We start from the raw sequence: 15,317 nt of genomic DNA on the forward strand, positions 1-15,317 counted from the left end.
CTATCTCCCTCTCCTTATTCCCATACTTTCCGAACAACCATATAAAGCAACGCGCCTACAGCCAAAACAATACCCGATAGAACCCACCAAATCGTCTTATTCGTTTTTTCTGGCACATCTTGACCTACTTCCGTCGCTTCATTTTGCCCCGCTACTTCCTCTGCCTCAGAAAACAAAGAAGCTTTCATCACTTGCACGGAATTATCTTTTTTTGATTCCCCAGTAAACAGAGCAGCTTTTACATCATCCATTTGTTTCTTTTCTTGCGCCTTTATCTCCGCAGCATTTTTCTCAGCTTCAGGCGTGAATAACGTGATTCCCATTTTTTCAAGCTCCGTTTGCTCTGTATCCATATCCGTGTTCTTCTCGTCAATCGTTTTTGTCGCCCGGTCCAACTGCATTTCCATTTTCCCATCATCGCCAAGGTACGAATCTTCACTATTCGCCGCAAAGACACCTACAGGAATAGCAAGAATTGTCCCCATCAGAATCGCAGAAATCATACTTTTTTTATGCTTCATCGTCGTTTCCTCCTGCCTGCTTACTCCGATGCCATACGAATAAATTCACGATTATACCAACTACCGCCGCGCCAATCAGACTATACATCAGAACAAGCCAATCATCTGTGCGACTCATAAACCCATTCAACAAGTTCTCCACATATTGCAATGGCGACAACGAACGAATCGTAGCTAACATCGAATCTTGGTCAATTTTAAGCCCAACTGCCTCCGTTAAGAATAAATAAAGCGCTAAAATAACGAGTAACAAGAACATCCCAATCATTCGTAATTGTCGTAACAAGTAAGTAGAAATCGTTACAAAAACAAATACAACCAACATAATAACGCCCATCCAAGAAACGAAAATAACGCCTTTCATTTCCAAGAAGTAAGCAGAAATAACACCAATAATCGCGCCCTCAATCAAGGCAATTCCAACCGTCATGAGCGTAATCGGTGTATTTTGATACGCCAACGCCATTTCTTCAGAAAACTCATCCTCTTGCTTACGTTTACGCTCCTGTGCCGCAATCACATAACCCGTAAATAAAGCAACAATAAAGCAAACTAAAACAATCAAGTACGGTGTAAACGTATCTCCCGCCGCAATCGTTTCCCCTTTTACTTTCTCGACTGGGTTACTCAGAAAACTATATAAATTTTCATTTTGGCGATCACCAACACGACTATTTTTCATCATAGTCGCGAAATTAGAAGCAAACTCCTGATCCGTTCCTAGCTTATTCGCCATATTTGCCGATAGTTTTTGCGCTTGCGTTACAATGCCTAAACCGCTGTTTTGGATGTTCTTCGCTTGTTTATCAATAGCATCAAATGTTTTGTATACATTATCCGCCGAGTTAAGATTCGTTTTTGAAGAATCCGCCAATGACTTACTTTGCGATAGTAACGCGCCAAATTCACTTCCCAAAGATAAAGTAGCGGACTTTTCATCGCCACTATTCGTCACAACGATGCCGCCTTTTTCAAGCAACTCTAGGCTAACTTTACGCCATGCTTCTATATTTGCAAGCGTTTGGGCAACGCTCGTATTCATAGTCGCCGCCTGTGTCGTTGTTTCTGTTAAACGCTCCGATAACACATTCGCATTCTCTTTCGTAATCGCCGTCCGCGTCTGTGACTCATCCACTTGCTGCTGGAAAATTTCTAAATCCCGATGGATAAAATTCGTGACATTATCTGTAATCAGCGTTACCATACTTGCAATTCGATTTTCAATATTGAATTGATAGTAGTAGGAATTCTTCTTGTCCGCTGCATACTCCGTCAATGATTTTCCGTCTAAGTCTAATGGCGTAACGCGAGCATCAATACCGTAATACGTCTTAAAGAGCTCAGATAATTTATAGTAAGGTTTGACATAATCCGCCACATTATCCGCTAACATTGTTGTCTCTTTCTCAATAGCCCCAATCGTATCGTGTATTTCTTTTATCGCATCATCTCGCTCTTGCGTCGTAATAATGTACTGCGGCCCTAATTCGATGTTCACGTTTTTATCTTCTACCGGATTAGTAACTGGTGGATCAGGTGGATTGTCTGGGTCCGCAGGTTCTTCCACTTCCAACCTAGTCTCGATATTTGTCACATCAACCTTAATCGGAGCAAATAAATCAAATCCCGTTCCTTCCGTATTTGTAAGCGCCTCTTCTTTAATATACAATTCGATGGATAAATTCAAATCCAAGTTTGTAACACCCGATCCATCAGGGTCCGTCACACTTGGATCGATATCAATCGTCCACTCCTGTTTTGCCTCATCATAGTTAGTTGTACTGTATACATAACTGCCATCTTCTTTCGTAAGCTTAACAGAATAAGTCGCTTCACTACTAGGCACTGCAAAACCTTCTGGCTGTTTAAAAATTAATTTTTGTGTATTATCTTTGACTCCCGATTTTTCAATCTGGAAATCTTGGCTAAAGGTATAAATATAGTAATTTCCGTCAACCAAATTACGAGTCCCAAGCCCAGCGACCTTCTCCTGTTTCAATTTATCAATTGCATTTTCGACCGCTTCATATTTTGGAAACTCTTTTTTCTTATCCAGTAGTCCCTCCGACCAATCGCCTGCATTCGAACTCATATACCTTCTAGCGATTTCAATCACATTCCGCAACTCATTGAAAACCGCTCTTTCCTCCGCGCTAGCATCATCTTTCAATAAATAAGCATCGTAATTCGGAATCTCTTTCATTAATCTTTGAATTTCATCATTAAAGCGATTATTCAACGTCTTATCCGTCAAATCATCTAGCGTAATATTCCGATTCCCCTCATCCGAAATATAATTAAGTAAGTCCCCTTCCACACTTCCACGCAAGCTTTCGCCCATTTTTGTCGTAACCTCTGTATTTATCATGGCAACCTGCTCGCTCACTGCATCTAGGTATGTCTGTACACTATCTACCTGAGTCGATAATGTCCGTTCCTCTTCCATTTTCTGAAACTGCTTGAAAATCGCATCATTAGAACTTTTCAGATTAGAAAGTTGTTCCGATACATCTGCCGTTGACATCGCTGTATCGTTTCCTGACATCTGCTCAGCAAACGACTTTGAAACAAGCGCATTCGTTTCTTGACTTTTCGCCAATTTTTCTAAAGACTGAAAATACGTCTCGTTCGTTTTCGTTCCTTCCGCGAGCCCTGTTCCAAATCCTTTTAAAATATCCTGCAATCCTTTAAAACTATCTTTAGACATAACCGTGTAATCCTGCACCGTTTTGAATTGTTGCGTATAGTTAGATAATGGCGAATTAACATGCGCATCATATATCGAACCATACGTTTCTTCCTTGTCGACCAATTTTGTTATACTATCCTGCGCTCCATGAAGGTTAGTAAGAATACTCGCAAAATAAACATCAATAATCTGACTATTAAAGTCTTCTAGTACAGCCGCTGCCGCTCGTTCAGCTTCTGCTGCTACATCTTTATTTCCAGTCTCACTAATTCGATAAGAAATCTTCACTTTCTCGGGCTTTTCCAACGTCATGGACATCGCCGCTTTTGAAAAATCTTGTGGGATAAAGATAATCATATCGTACACCCGATTTTTCAAACCATTTTCAGCAAATCCACGAGAAGTAGTCGCCCATTTATGATCCGTCTGTTTCAAAACTTTCGCTGTAAATTTATCACCAAAATCAATTTTCTCGCCGTCATCCGTCCTAACTCCGATGTCTTCATTGACAAGCGCGATGGACATTTTTTTTTCGTTTGCATACCATTTTCTTTCTTAGCCGCATTTTGTTCCAACGCCAAGTAAGACGTTCCAGCCGAAAGAAGCAAAGCCAGCACTAAAAAAGCCAACACACTCCACTTTATTTTTTTCACCTATATCCACTCCCGTTGCTTTATTTATGTAAGAAGTCTCCCAACTTCGAATTTCCAAATGAAGCGTTTACTATATTACTGAGGCTAAAAAATAGCCCCAGCATCTAATATTTCTTAGTTCAATCCAAAATTGCGAGACAAATTCGCATCATTTTCTTCCACTGCATTTGCTGTTTTAGCCAGTTGTTGCTCGATTTGGTGCATCAAGTTGGAGAAATCCGTTACTTTGGGTTTCAATTGCTGGAATTGATCATCAAATTTACGGAACGCTTCCCCTTCCCACTCACTGCGTAATTGTTCTTGTAATTGCTCTAATTCTCTTAAGATTTGTTCGATATCTTGCCCTTTACGGCCGTAAGTTTTCGAGCGATCGCGGAGTTCCGCAGGGCTCATTCTAATTTGTCCTGACATTATTCTTCCATCTCCTTTTAATCAAATTAAAAAGGCCGCACATCACAATGTACGACCTCATCGGTAACTGCACAAAGATGTATTATGTACTTTATGCAGTTGGTAACGCTTTAATTCAATCCGAAATTGCGCGATAAATTCGCATCGTTTTCTTCCACCGCTGTTGCTGTTTTGCTTAATTGCTGTTCGATTTGGTGCATCAAATTGGAGAAATCCGTTACTTTGGGTTTCAATTGCTGGAATTGATCATCAAATTTGCGGAACGCTTCCCCTTCCCACTCACTGCGTAATTGTTCTTGTAATTGTTCTAACTCTCTTAAAATTTGTTCGATGTCCTGTCCTTTACGACCGTATGTTTTTGAACGATCGCGAAGTTCCGCAGGGCTCATCCTAATTTGTCCTGACATGTCATTCAACTCCTTTTTATTTTTAGGTCTTGAGGTATACCATAGCCTAATGGGCTATATTTCCATTATAGCAAAAAAGAACTAATTATTGTTGATTCTATTTGTGAATTTTTTGTGAACATTTTCATTATATTTCCTATCACATTGCATTTATGTTCATTTTTCCGGAAAAATCAACTAAGTAAGCATTTTCTTTACATATAATGGATTTATTAACACTATTATCGCCAAAACAATATCATCCATAATCAATTAGTATTAACCTGAACCTATAATACTATGCAATTTCCATATTAATTGTATTTTTTTGATATCATTGCTACTATTAGGATGGAGGTGCTTTCATGGAAATTAAGAAATGGGTAGAGTATGGTATAATACCCTATGAAGCCTTACTTTTAGCAGATCCTAATATATCTGAGATTAAGCGTTACTTTTATCAATCTGACGTTTTCTTGATAGAAGAAGAGGAATACACAGTCGGAGTTGTTTGTATACAAAATAAAGAAGATTGCTCAGAAATCGTCAATATCGCTGTTTTAGCAGAGTACCAAGGGCTAGGCTATGGAAAACAACTTTTAGATTATGCTATCTCCCATGTAAAGCAATTACGTAGCAAAAACTTGATCGTCAAAACAGCTAATTCGAGTATTCAGGCACTTGCTTTTTATCAAAAAGCTGGGTTTCGAATGGTCGAGATTGTTCCAGATTATTTTACTACATCTTATTCTGAATCAATCTGGGAAAATGGAATCTTAGCCCAAGATCAAATTATTCTGCAACTCTCATGGATGGAATGAAAAAACATTCGTCTTTTATAAAATCAGTTTAATTTTTCCAATTACTCCTCTATAAAGTTGCATATTTTTAACATATTCATAAAACTGTAACATATTATACTTAATTTTCTTTACGAAAGTATACTTTATGACTTTTTTTATTTTGAAAAATCTTTATAATAAGAAGTAAGATCAATCGTTAAAGAGAAGGGGAAATCAAATTATGTATGTAGCTGACTTAGTAAAAAATTTTAATGGAGAAAAGTTAATTGAAAAGATAACCGAACTGGATATTCCACACAAGACGGCGAGCTTCAAGAAAAATGAACTCATTGTGGAGGAAGGCAAAATAGATTCCCATTTTTACATAGTGGATTCTGGACTTATTTCATTTAGTGTAACAAACTCAGATAAGTTACAAGTAATTACTCGTTTTTTAAATAGTAATACTTGGTTTGGTAGTGCTAATTTCTTGTTAGATTCTCCTTTTCAATTTAATGTAACTGCTTTGCGAGATACAAAAATCAGAATTTACAACCGAAATGATATTCTTCGCCTTTTCCAAACAGACTCAGACGGTTTTTGGTTCTTGTACTTTGATGGTTACAGTCAAGTACACGAGCGTAATGCCCTTGTTGAAATTGCCCACCATGATCCTCGTCGCCGACTTATTTCGGCATTGCTTTACATTGCGAACACAGTCGGAATCAAGACAGATGATGGTATTAGTTTTCCGCGCGGCATCACGCAAAACCATCTTGCCCTAGTTTCACAAGTCCCAAGAACACGCGCGAACGTAGAGCTTCAAAAATTACGAGAGCAAGGCATTATCAGACTGAAACCAAAGCCAACTGTCATTTTGGACATTCTGAAGCTTCGTGAGCAATTGGAAATACACCGCACGCCTCGGACTACAGACTAATTCACCAAAATAAATAGAGTGCCAAACATAGAACTGAACAAGCTCAGCGATATGTTTGACACTCTATTTTTGTTTTTCAAGCCAGGTTTTGATTTGCGCTTGATCGTCGAGATCTCCTTTATAACGGTCCGTTTCCAGGCCCCGTGTGTAATAAATAAGCGTTGGCACCACTCTGACACCCATTTCTTTAATAATCGCTGTATAGTTCTTATCAGCCTCCCTAGCCTTATCCGTATTGTAATAAAAAGCCTGGCGCTCTGTTTCCTTCAGCGCTCCAACAAGCTTCTTACGGAACGGCTCACAATCAGGACAAGTCGGGCGTCCAATATAAACATACCCCGTCTTCTTCTCTGCCAAAATCGACTTCATCTGCGTGTTTGTAATATTGCGCATCACTTGCTGATTCGCCTCTGCTTTCGTATCCGCCAGATTTTTCGTATGCGTATCCACAATCAACTGCACACCGACAATAAAAAGAGCTAGCGTGGCAATAGTAAGCAAAATAATCTTATATTTCTTCACAAAAAAACCTCCCCACAAATGAAAAGCGAGCAAAAACTGCTCGCTTACCCTTAATTTCACTTGCCTTCATCCCTAAAACTTTGACTCGTCACCGAAAATCCGAAAACCAAGGCAGAGGCTTAACGACGGGGATGAGTGCTTGTTACTCCGCCGAGAGACCCATTTCGGAAACGACCACACTTGCTATACTATCACAAAAACGTTCTGTGTCTTCCGCAGATGCTGCTTCGACCATGACGCGAACGAGTGGCTCTGTTCCGGATGGGCGAACTAATACGCGACCATTTCCGTTCATTTCTGCCTCCACTGCTGAGATTGCTGCATGAACTTTTGCATTTTCCGTGACATGATTTTTATCAGTAACGCGGATATTAACTAATTTTTGAGGGAAGGTTTGCATTTCTGCTGCTAACTCGGATAGCTTTTTCCCGGTTTCTTTCATTACATTGACTAATTGAATACCTGTTAATAAACCATCGCCTGTTGTAATGTAGTCTAGGAATACGATGTGGCCAGATTGTTCACCACCAAGACTATAACTTCCTTCACGCATGGCCTCTACCACGTAACGATCCCCTACTGCGGTTTGTATTGCTTTAATTCCTAGTTCATCCAGGCCTTTATAAAAACCTAGATTACTCATTACTGTAGATACGATTGTATTATTGGTTAAACGACCTTGTGTTTTTAAATGTTTTGCACAGATAAACATGATTTTATCACCGTCGACAATTTCACCGTTCTCATCCACTGCAATGACACGGTCGCCATCACCATCGAATGCAAGGCCAACATGTGCTTCTTTTTCTTTCACAAATGTAGCAAGTTTTTCAGGGTGTGTGGAGCCCACGTCTGCATTGATGTTAAGTCCATTTGGTGATGCACCCATAGAGCTTGTATCTGCGTCAAGATCGGCAAATAGATGCGTTGCAAGCGATGATGTAGCACCGTGTGCACAGTCTAATGCCACATGTAAACCTGAAAAGTTGCCTTCTACAGATTGTTTTAGATATTGTAAATACTTCTGCTTACCTTCAAAATAGTCACTTACTGTTCCTAATCCGGCATCACTCGGGCGTGGCAACTCATCGCTTCCGCCATCAAGTAAGGCTTCGATTTCTAACTCTTGGTCATCGGATAGTTTGAAACCATCGGAACCAAAAAATTTGATACCGTTATCTTCTACTGGATTGTGTGATGCGGAAATCATAACGCTCGCTGCTGCACCTTGTGCTTTTGTCAAATAAGCGACACCAGGTGTCGAGGTTACACCTAGACGCATAACTTCAATTCCTACGGATACGAGACCTGCGATTAAAGCAGACTCTAACATTTCACCCGAGATTCTTGTATCTCTGGCTACTAAAACTTTTGGATGTTCCCCAACGTGTTTTGTTAGTATATATCCTCCAAATCTTCCTAGCGAAATGCCAATTCTGGAGATAACTCTTTATTTGCTATTCCTCTAACACCATCAGTACCAAAATATTTTCCCATTTTATAATTCGCTCCTTCTTAATTAAGAGGTTGGTCACGCTGATTTATTAATGTCTGCTTCATTTCGTTTTTCATTCCTAGTGGAGACCAATCTTTTGTGTCACAATTTTTGATCCGTGTATCTATTCATTATACCTTTTTTTAATCTTTTTTACACCTATTCGTATGTAATTGCCCGATGAACTGCCATATAATGCGATATTCATCGGGCTGTAAATTAATTAGAAATCTGGTCTGATGCATCTGCAACTTTTTTGGTGACCTGTATTTCTGCTTTAGACTGTGATAGTGTAAATGTAAAATTTGATGCTAATCCATGAACTGTGAGTGGAATGGTATGTGTCCCGTCTTGTAAATTCGACATATTGGCAACGATATTAAAATCATTTCGTCCCAATGCATCGATATCTTTCTTGATGCCACTTATTATGATGCTCACTTTCCCACTTTTGGGGTCCAAGTATTCTGTGTTGTAGGTTTCAGAACGAACGAGTCCAATAATACTGATTGGAACATCTTTAAATTCCGTCGACTTTTGTCCTGTGGAAGCGTCTTGATCTGCTGAATCATCTTGTTTATCCGTGTCTTTTTCTGCATCTTTCGTCGGTGTATCTGGTTCCGTTACATTCGGACTTTTATTCGTTGGCTGACCAGTGCTCTCACTTGGCTCATTGGAACTCTGGTCATTCTGCTTTTTTCCAGTTTTTATCTTTACTTTTACCGAAGTAGGGGTGACCGATGTTGCGCCAGTTGGAACTGGGACTGGGACCTCTAGTGTTTTGTCCTCCGTAACTTGCGTGACATCAATTGGAATCGTGATTTGCTCCACCTTGTCAGTCATCAGCCTCGCTACCAATCACGGTAACCTTCTCATCTTCAGATGTGATACTTGTAATCGTTACGGTTTTATCTGCTGGGTTGCCACTTTGTTGGAATCGTAATGGTACGGTTTTACCTATTTTTGAAACTGGAACGGTGACCTCAACTTCTTCTGGATCGATTTCGACGTCGAGTTTATTTAAATTCACATCAAAAGCGCTGATTGTAGCTTTCGTTGTAAAGTCGCTGGTCTGATCTTTCTCATTAGATACCGTTGCTTTTACATAGGCGATTTGGTCGAGTATTTCTTTCGATCCGGTAATAGAGACTTTCTTTGGATCAGTTTTGATACTTCCTGCCTCATAGCCGTCTGCAATCACCGATTTATTTAATTCCACTTCTACCGAATATTTTTTCGTGACTTTTTCTGCGAGTGTGACTTTGGCAGTTGGTGGATTGACCGTTCCTTTCAAACGATCTGATAAGCCTTTGATTTCTATTTTGACGCTCTGTGTCCCAACTTTTGCGTTAGTCAGATCGATGTAGGCAATGAGATTTGCTTGGGTTTTCGCGAGCTGCACGAGACCTTTCGAGCCACTAACCGTCACATCAACCGTATCTGGTACGCCGGTGACATTCATGTTGTCTTTGTCATAGTAGACTTCTACCGGTACATTGTTGATAACATCGACATACACACCTTCTGTCGTAGTTAATGAATTGTTGCCAGTAGCCGATGTAACCGATGTAAACAGGATTGCTGCAAAGATGAGAGAAATGATTCTTACAGACCATTTATTGGTTAAAATACGATCCATCATTCCTTACCGCCCCCTCTCCATTTGCTGAAAATTGACGGCTTCTTCTGCATCGGTACAACGAGCTCAAACTCTAAAATTTCATGTAAACGTTCTGGTGTTACTTCGCGGAAAAGTTCGCCGCCTTTTGTGATCGAAATGCCACCGGTCTCTTCGGAAACGACAACAGTTAAGCAATCCGTTACTTCGCTGATACCAAGTGCAGCTCTATGCCTTGTACCGAGTTCCTTTGAGAGAAACGGGCTATCAGACAATGGCAGATAACCTGCTGCTGCTGCGATTTTATTATTTTTTATAATAACTGCTCCATCGTGTAGCGGTGTATTCGGAATAAAAATATTGATTAGAAGCTGCGAAGAAATATCCGCGTCCATTGAAATACCTGTTTCGATATAATCATCGAGCCCCGTTCCACGTTCAATAGAAATAAGGGCGCCAATACGACGCTTGCCCATGTAGCTGACAGATTTCTCAATGGCATCAATCAGATGTTGTTGCTCTTTCTCACGCTTAGTCCCTGCTTTCGAGATGAAACTACCACGCCCGAGTGTTTCTAGCGCTCGGCGTAATTCGGGTTGAAAAATAATAATAATAGCTAAGAAACCCCAAGTTAACACCTGATCGGTAATCCATTCCACCGTCTGTAATCCTAGGAAACTGCTGACGATCTTTACAACCACAATAATAAAAATACCTTTTAATAACTGTACCGCTTTCGTTCCGCGAATCAGCATAATCACTTTATAAATAACGAACCATACTACTAAAATATCAATTACATTTGCCAAATAATGCAAAATCGATCCGTCTGGAATGGTCATAAATTCGCCTCCGTTTTCAAAAAAGCAAGGTTCGTGTTCCTTTGCTGCTTCCATTATTAAGCGTATGAAAATTGCTTATACTTGCCATTATAGCACAGAATAGGAGGTGGAAAAAGATTTGTGCCACGGAAATTGTTTAAGAATTTATAAAGAAGTCGCTATCTCCAAAAAGAAGCAAGAAAAACCAAGTATTTCCTAATTAAATTTGAATACAATTAAGAAAATCGTGTGACGACTGCCTTGTATAAACACGAAAAGGAACCCCCTTTGGAGCCCCCTCTCGTACTATTTATGGTAATCATGTTTTTCTAACTTATCCACTAACTGCACAGCTTCACCAAATAAATCTAGCTCTAGTGGCGCACCATCGAGTAATTCAAGGCGTACCGTTTTCGCGTTCACCGAAACTTCGATGAGGCGATCACGATAGTTAATTTTGAAAGCGTATTTCGTCCATGTTTTCGGTAGGAATGGTGCAAATGACAGGCGTTCCTGATAGGTACGCATTCCTGCAAAGCCTTGTACAATCGCGATCCAACTACCCGCCATCGAAGTGATGTGCAGTCCGTCGTCCGTATCGTTATTATAGTTATCCAGATCCAGACGTGCCGTTCGATTATACATTTCGACAGCTTTGTCTTCACGCCCAATTTCCGCGGCTAACACCGTATGAACTGCCGGTGAAAGACTTGACTCATGCACAGTCAACGGTTCGTAAAATTCATAATTTCGCTGCTTCGTCTCAAAATCAAATTCATCACCGAATATATAAATTCCCTGTAGCACATCTGCCTGTTTGATAAAACATGACCGCAAAATTTTATCCCATGACCAGTTCTGATTAATTGGCTTATCTGCTTCTGTCAATGTATCCGTTGAGCGCAACTCTTTATCCAAGAATGTGTCATGCTGCACAAATATTTGCCACTTTTCATCATACGGAAAGTACATGTTATCAATGATATCCTGCCACAGATCGATTTCAGCATCAGAAACTTGTAGTTCCGCTTTTTTACCTGGCGTTATTTTCGCAAGCGATTCGATTGTGTAGCGCAATGTCCATGTCGCAATGTAGTTTGTATACCAGTTATTACTAACATTATTTTCATATTCATTAGGCCCTGTCACACCATGAATCATATACTTATCCAATCGTTCCGACATGTGCACCCGATCCGCCCAAAAACGACTAATCTCAGTCAACACATCCATGCCTTCATTTTCTAAATAGGAGCTATCCCCTGTATAATTTGTATAATTATAAATCGCATAGGCAATCGCGCCGTTCCGATGAATCTCCTCAAATGTGATCTCCCATTCGTTATGACACTCCACACCAGTGAACGTGACCATCGGATAAAGCGCACCCTTCATGCCAATTTTACGCGCATTAATCTTTGCACCATCCAATTGATCGTGACGGTATTGCAATAAATTACGCGATACGTTCTTGTCCGCTAGTGATAAATAAAGCGGCAAAGCAAACGCCTCTGTGTCCCAGTAAGTCGCACCACCATACTTCTCACCCGTAAAGCCCTTTGGCCCAATATTAAGACGCGCATCTTCACCATAATACGTCGCAAACAATTGGAAAATATTAAAGCGAATCCCTTGTTGTGCCGCGTCATCTCCCGAAATCAACACATCCGCTTTTTTCCAACGCTCACGCCAAGCAGTTACATGTTCTAGACGCAACATCTCGTAATCTAAACCTTCTAAATCATCCAAAATCCGCTGTGAGCTCGGCGCTAATTCTTGCTCCGCATAATCTCGCGAAGTCACAACCGCCACACGTTTTTCCAATTTTGCTGTTTTTCCTTTTGTCACCGTAAATCGATATTTATTTTCCACATAAAGTTTTGACGCTTCAGCTGCAGTCTCACTTGCACTTTCTGCGCGTGATTCCATCGAAGCTGCAATCTTGAACCGAGGAATCTCAAAATTGTTCTCAATCGTCTTGGTCACAATGGTTGCCTTGTTTTCACTTGCCTCTTGCGCCACTTCCAACCAAAACATGTCATCATAATTCGCGTCCTCATTCGTCACATTCCCATCGATATAAGGCGTTAAAGTCACGATTGCATCCGCATCCAACGCGGTAACATGATAGCGAATCAAGCACAGTTCTTGTTTCACAATGCTAAGAAAGCGCTCCGTTTCCACGAAGAATGCCTTCCCGTTTTTCGTAACCTTGAAAGAACGGCGCAAAATCCCTGTTTTCATATCCAATTCCAATACAAAATCCGTCGCTTTATCCTTAAATAAGTCCAGTATTTCGCCATCTATTTCCACATCAATACCGATAAAATTAAGCGCATTAATCACTTTTCCAAAATAATCAGGGTAGCCATTCTTCCACCAACCAACACGCGTTTTATCCGGGTACCAAACACCCGCAATATACGTGCCTTGGTGCGTATCCCCAGAATATCGCTCCTCAAAATTGCCGCGTATCCCCATATAGCCATTTCCAAGTGAAGTCAGACTTTCCTGTAATCGTTTCGCCTCTTTCTCTACACTTCTAGATCTTAATTTCCATTCATCAATTTCAAATAAGCGTTGCATCATCCTGCTCGTCCCCCCAATTCCAAAATATCATCCGTCTGTCTAAAACGCGTCTTAATGAAGGTGAATGCAATCATCAGCACCATGCCAAGCGACTGAACCGCCATCATCACCGTCACATCAAAATAAATCAACCCGATCACAGTAGCAAAAAGCGTTGGTAATCCAAGCGCGAGCAACGTCAATGACAGTGCCTCTTTGTAAGAACCTATTTCCGACATCTGATTTCGCTTCGTAAACCAAATAAACAGAGCCGCAAACAGCGTCAACATGAGGCTACTCGCGAAAAGTACCGAACCAAGCATCGCGGACATCGTCAAAAATACAAACGCCTTGTTCTGCACATACCACTGTCCACTAATCCACGCCTGCATATCCGTCGGACTCGTAATTCCCTCAAGACTCGCGTCATCCGTATACTTCACCGTGAACGCATATCCTGAGCTATCCCGAAGTTCCATACTATTTTTTCCTAAAACAAGCATATTTTTCGCATCTGGTCTATCCGAATTCGCCAGGTTAACCATCGCGATACCGCTCTTATTTTCAAGCCTCGTCTCACTCGGTTGTCCCGAAAGCGTTCCATTTTGTAGCGCATAACTGGCCGTAACCTCACTTACAAAAGCCTCATCCACCTGCTGCATCATATTTGGCATCAACGACTCCAAATCAAACGAATCCTGCTTCGCAAAATGAAGCGACACTGGGATCAACAAACAAGCCGTCAAAAACACAAATATAAATATCAACTTTCCCCATCCAAACGACGTTCGATTAGCAAACATTCGCTTTGGCGAGCACATTCCCCAAAAATAACTCATCGGAAACCCACGCTTCATAACTCATCACATCACAATCTAAAAATCTCATCCTCAAAGCTATCATAGCACCCCAAGGAAAACTTTAACAAATAAAACCTTCTTTCAAAACAAAGGCCAAAATCAAACTTCCGAAAGGCGACAAACAGATCCCAAGTCTTTGCCCGCACATAGGAGCATAAGCTATAGTATGCGAACAACTCCAACACTAAGCTCCCATCACTAGCCTTTGGTTCCGCCGGCCGTAAGTCCCGACACAAAGTTCTTTTGTAGGAAGAAGAACAATAAACAGATCGGTAAAGCCGCTAAAATAGCACCTGCAGCAAATAGTGCAACTTTTTGTTGTTGCGGATTCGCAATAAAACTCTGCAAGCCAACAGCAATTGTCAAATTTTCCGGTGTCCGTAGTAGAAATTTTGCCAAAAGGAAATCTCCAAACGGTCCCATGAACGCCCACAAAGCTTGTACCGCAATCATCGGCCGAACTAGCGGCAAGATAATTTGACCAAAAATCCGGAAATGACCTGCACCATCAAGCTTCGCAGATTCATCCAAATCGCGCGGCACTGTGTCGAAATAGCCCTTCATCAGCCAAATGTTCATCGGAATTCCGCCGCCAATATAAATCAATGTTAAGAACCAGAATTGATCTAACGCGCCTAAAAGCATTGCTAACACATAAAAAGCGGTTAAAGCAGCCATTGTCGGCACCATTTGAATAATCAAGAAGAAAATCAAGCTATTTTTACGTCCTTTGAAACGGTAACGACTATACGTATAGCCCGCAATCGTCACAATCGCAACTTGGAAAATCATCGTTGTAACTGCAATAATCAACGTATTACGATACCAGTCTAAATACAATGTGTCATTGAAAAGTCTCGCAAAGTTATTAAGCGTCCAATTATCGCTCCATTCTAGTGTGAATGCTGCAATATTGCCAGGTTTAAACGCCGATGATGCTGTAATCAAAATCGGATATAAAATGACAATCGTTAAACCTATCAAAAAGAAGTACGTGAAAAATTTTGTTAAGAAATTCGTTGTCCGTTGATCTTTAAAAAAACGACTTCAT

General features: G+C 40.6%; 13 protein-coding genes and 1 pseudogene. 2 read left to right on the plus strand and 12 right to left on the minus strand.

Going from position 1 to position 15,317, the window contains the following annotated elements:
- Window positions 1–14: 14 nt before the first annotated feature.
- The 4 genes from essA to PGRAN_RS07145 form a co-directional block, all read right to left on the minus strand.
- Entirely contained in the window at window positions 15–521 is a 507-nt protein-coding gene (gene essA / locus PGRAN_RS07130) for a type VII secretion protein EssA (RefSeq protein WP_051998477.1), read from the minus strand.
- The gene (gene esaA, locus PGRAN_RS07135) at window positions 511–3,735 is read right to left on the minus strand and encodes a type VII secretion protein EsaA (RefSeq protein WP_051998478.1); all 3,225 of its coding nucleotides are present in this window, start codon (window positions 3,733–3,735) and stop codon (window positions 511–513) included. The genes essA and esaA overlap by 11 nt, the downstream gene beginning before the upstream one ends.
- Window positions 3,736–3,977: 242 nt before the next feature.
- Window positions 3,978–4,274: a WXG100 family type VII secretion target gene (locus PGRAN_RS07140; protein WP_036066144.1), complete on the minus strand. Its 297-nt coding sequence runs from the start codon at window positions 4,272–4,274 to the stop codon at window positions 3,978–3,980.
- A 110-nt stretch (window positions 4,275–4,384) separates the two neighbouring features.
- The gene (locus PGRAN_RS07145; protein ID WP_036066145.1) at window positions 4,385–4,681 is read right to left on the minus strand and encodes a WXG100 family type VII secretion target; all 297 of its coding nucleotides are present in this window, start codon (window positions 4,679–4,681) and stop codon (window positions 4,385–4,387) included.
- Between the two features lie 344 nt (window positions 4,682–5,025).
- On the opposite strand from PGRAN_RS07145, the gene PGRAN_RS07150 reads away from it, so the two are divergent.
- Complete coding sequence (locus PGRAN_RS07150) at window positions 5,026–5,481, plus strand: GNAT family N-acetyltransferase (RefSeq protein ID WP_036066146.1); 456 nt, start codon at window positions 5,026–5,028, stop codon at window positions 5,479–5,481.
- Between the two features lie 202 nt (window positions 5,482–5,683).
- Window positions 5,684–6,382 carry a Crp/Fnr family transcriptional regulator gene (locus PGRAN_RS07155; protein WP_036066147.1) on the plus strand — a complete coding sequence of 233 codons (699 nt, stop codon included), beginning with the start codon at window positions 5,684–5,686 and terminating at the stop codon, window positions 6,380–6,382.
- Between the two features lie 63 nt (window positions 6,383–6,445).
- Here the strand turns inward: PGRAN_RS07155 and PGRAN_RS15600 are convergent, their stop codons facing one another.
- The 8 genes and pseudogenes from PGRAN_RS15600 to PGRAN_RS07190 all read right to left on the minus strand — a co-directional run bounded on the left by PGRAN_RS15600 (window position 6,446) and on the right by PGRAN_RS07190 (window position 15,250).
- Entirely contained in the window at window positions 6,446–6,904 is a 459-nt protein-coding gene (locus tag PGRAN_RS15600; RefSeq protein WP_051998479.1) for a thioredoxin family protein, read from the minus strand.
- Between the two features lie 142 nt (window positions 6,905–7,046).
- Window positions 7,047–8,401: pseudogene (gene glmM / locus PGRAN_RS07165) on the minus strand (phosphoglucosamine mutase).
- Window positions 8,402–8,618: 217 nt separating this feature from the next.
- Window positions 8,619–9,242, minus strand: a complete 624-nt coding sequence (locus PGRAN_RS17255; protein WP_051998480.1) for a YbbR-like domain-containing protein — start codon at window positions 9,240–9,242, stop codon at window positions 8,619–8,621.
- The gene (locus PGRAN_RS17260; protein ID WP_051998481.1) at window positions 9,235–10,041 is read right to left on the minus strand and encodes a CdaR family protein; all 807 of its coding nucleotides are present in this window, start codon (window positions 10,039–10,041) and stop codon (window positions 9,235–9,237) included. The genes PGRAN_RS17255 and PGRAN_RS17260 overlap by 8 nt, the downstream gene beginning before the upstream one ends.
- The gene (cdaA, locus tag PGRAN_RS07175; protein ID WP_036066148.1) at window positions 10,038–10,859 is read right to left on the minus strand and encodes a diadenylate cyclase CdaA; all 822 of its coding nucleotides are present in this window, start codon (window positions 10,857–10,859) and stop codon (window positions 10,038–10,040) included. Before cdaA ends, PGRAN_RS17260 begins: the two co-directional genes overlap by 4 nt.
- A gap of 285 nt (window positions 10,860–11,144) precedes the next feature.
- The gene (locus PGRAN_RS07180) at window positions 11,145–13,427 is read right to left on the minus strand and encodes a glycoside hydrolase family 65 protein (RefSeq protein ID WP_036066149.1); all 2,283 of its coding nucleotides are present in this window, start codon (window positions 13,425–13,427) and stop codon (window positions 11,145–11,147) included.
- Window positions 13,424–14,263 carry a DUF1189 family protein gene (locus PGRAN_RS07185; protein WP_051998482.1) on the minus strand — a complete coding sequence of 280 codons (840 nt, stop codon included), beginning with the start codon at window positions 14,261–14,263 and terminating at the stop codon, window positions 13,424–13,426. The genes PGRAN_RS07180 and PGRAN_RS07185 overlap by 4 nt, the downstream gene beginning before the upstream one ends.
- 201 nt (window positions 14,264–14,464) lie before the next feature.
- Window positions 14,465–15,250 carry a sugar ABC transporter permease gene (locus PGRAN_RS07190; protein ID WP_051998483.1) on the minus strand — a complete coding sequence of 262 codons (786 nt, stop codon included), beginning with the start codon at window positions 15,248–15,250 and terminating at the stop codon, window positions 14,465–14,467.
- Window positions 15,251–15,317 lie beyond the last annotated feature (67 nt).

Origin of the sequence: Listeria grandensis FSL F6-0971, assembly GCF_000525835.1 — a bacterium.
Classification (GTDB): Bacteria; Bacillota; Bacilli; order Lactobacillales; family Listeriaceae; genus Listeria_A; species Listeria_A grandensis.

Excerpts from the sequence above, each read along its gene's own strand:
- essA (WP_051998477.1), bottom strand. The coding sequence starts at position 521 with ATGAAGCATAAAAAAAGTATGATTTCTGCGATTCTGATGGGGACAATT.
- esaA (WP_051998478.1), bottom strand. The coding sequence starts at position 3,735 with ATGTCCATCGCGCTTGTCAATGAAGACATCGGAGTTAGGACGGATGAC.
- PGRAN_RS07140 (WP_036066144.1), bottom strand. The coding sequence starts at position 4,274 with ATGTCAGGACAAATTAGAATGAGCCCTGCGGAACTCCGCGATCGCTCG.
- PGRAN_RS07145 (WP_036066145.1), bottom strand. The coding sequence starts at position 4,681 with ATGTCAGGACAAATTAGGATGAGCCCTGCGGAACTTCGCGATCGTTCA.
- PGRAN_RS07150 (WP_036066146.1), top strand. The coding sequence starts at position 5,026 with ATGGAAATTAAGAAATGGGTAGAGTATGGTATAATACCCTATGAAGCC.
- PGRAN_RS07155 (WP_036066147.1), top strand. The coding sequence starts at position 5,684 with ATGTATGTAGCTGACTTAGTAAAAAATTTTAATGGAGAAAAGTTAATT.
- PGRAN_RS17255 (WP_051998480.1), bottom strand. The coding sequence starts at position 9,242 with ATGACTGACAAGGTGGAGCAAATCACGATTCCAATTGATGTCACGCAA.
- PGRAN_RS17260 (WP_051998481.1), bottom strand. The coding sequence starts at position 10,041 with ATGATGGATCGTATTTTAACCAATAAATGGTCTGTAAGAATCATTTCT.
- cdaA (WP_036066148.1), bottom strand. The coding sequence starts at position 10,859 with ATGACCATTCCAGACGGATCGATTTTGCATTATTTGGCAAATGTAATT.
- PGRAN_RS07180 (WP_036066149.1), bottom strand. The coding sequence starts at position 13,427 with ATGATGCAACGCTTATTTGAAATTGATGAATGGAAATTAAGATCTAGA.
- PGRAN_RS07185 (WP_051998482.1), bottom strand. The coding sequence starts at position 14,263 with ATGAAGCGTGGGTTTCCGATGAGTTATTTTTGGGGAATGTGCTCGCCA.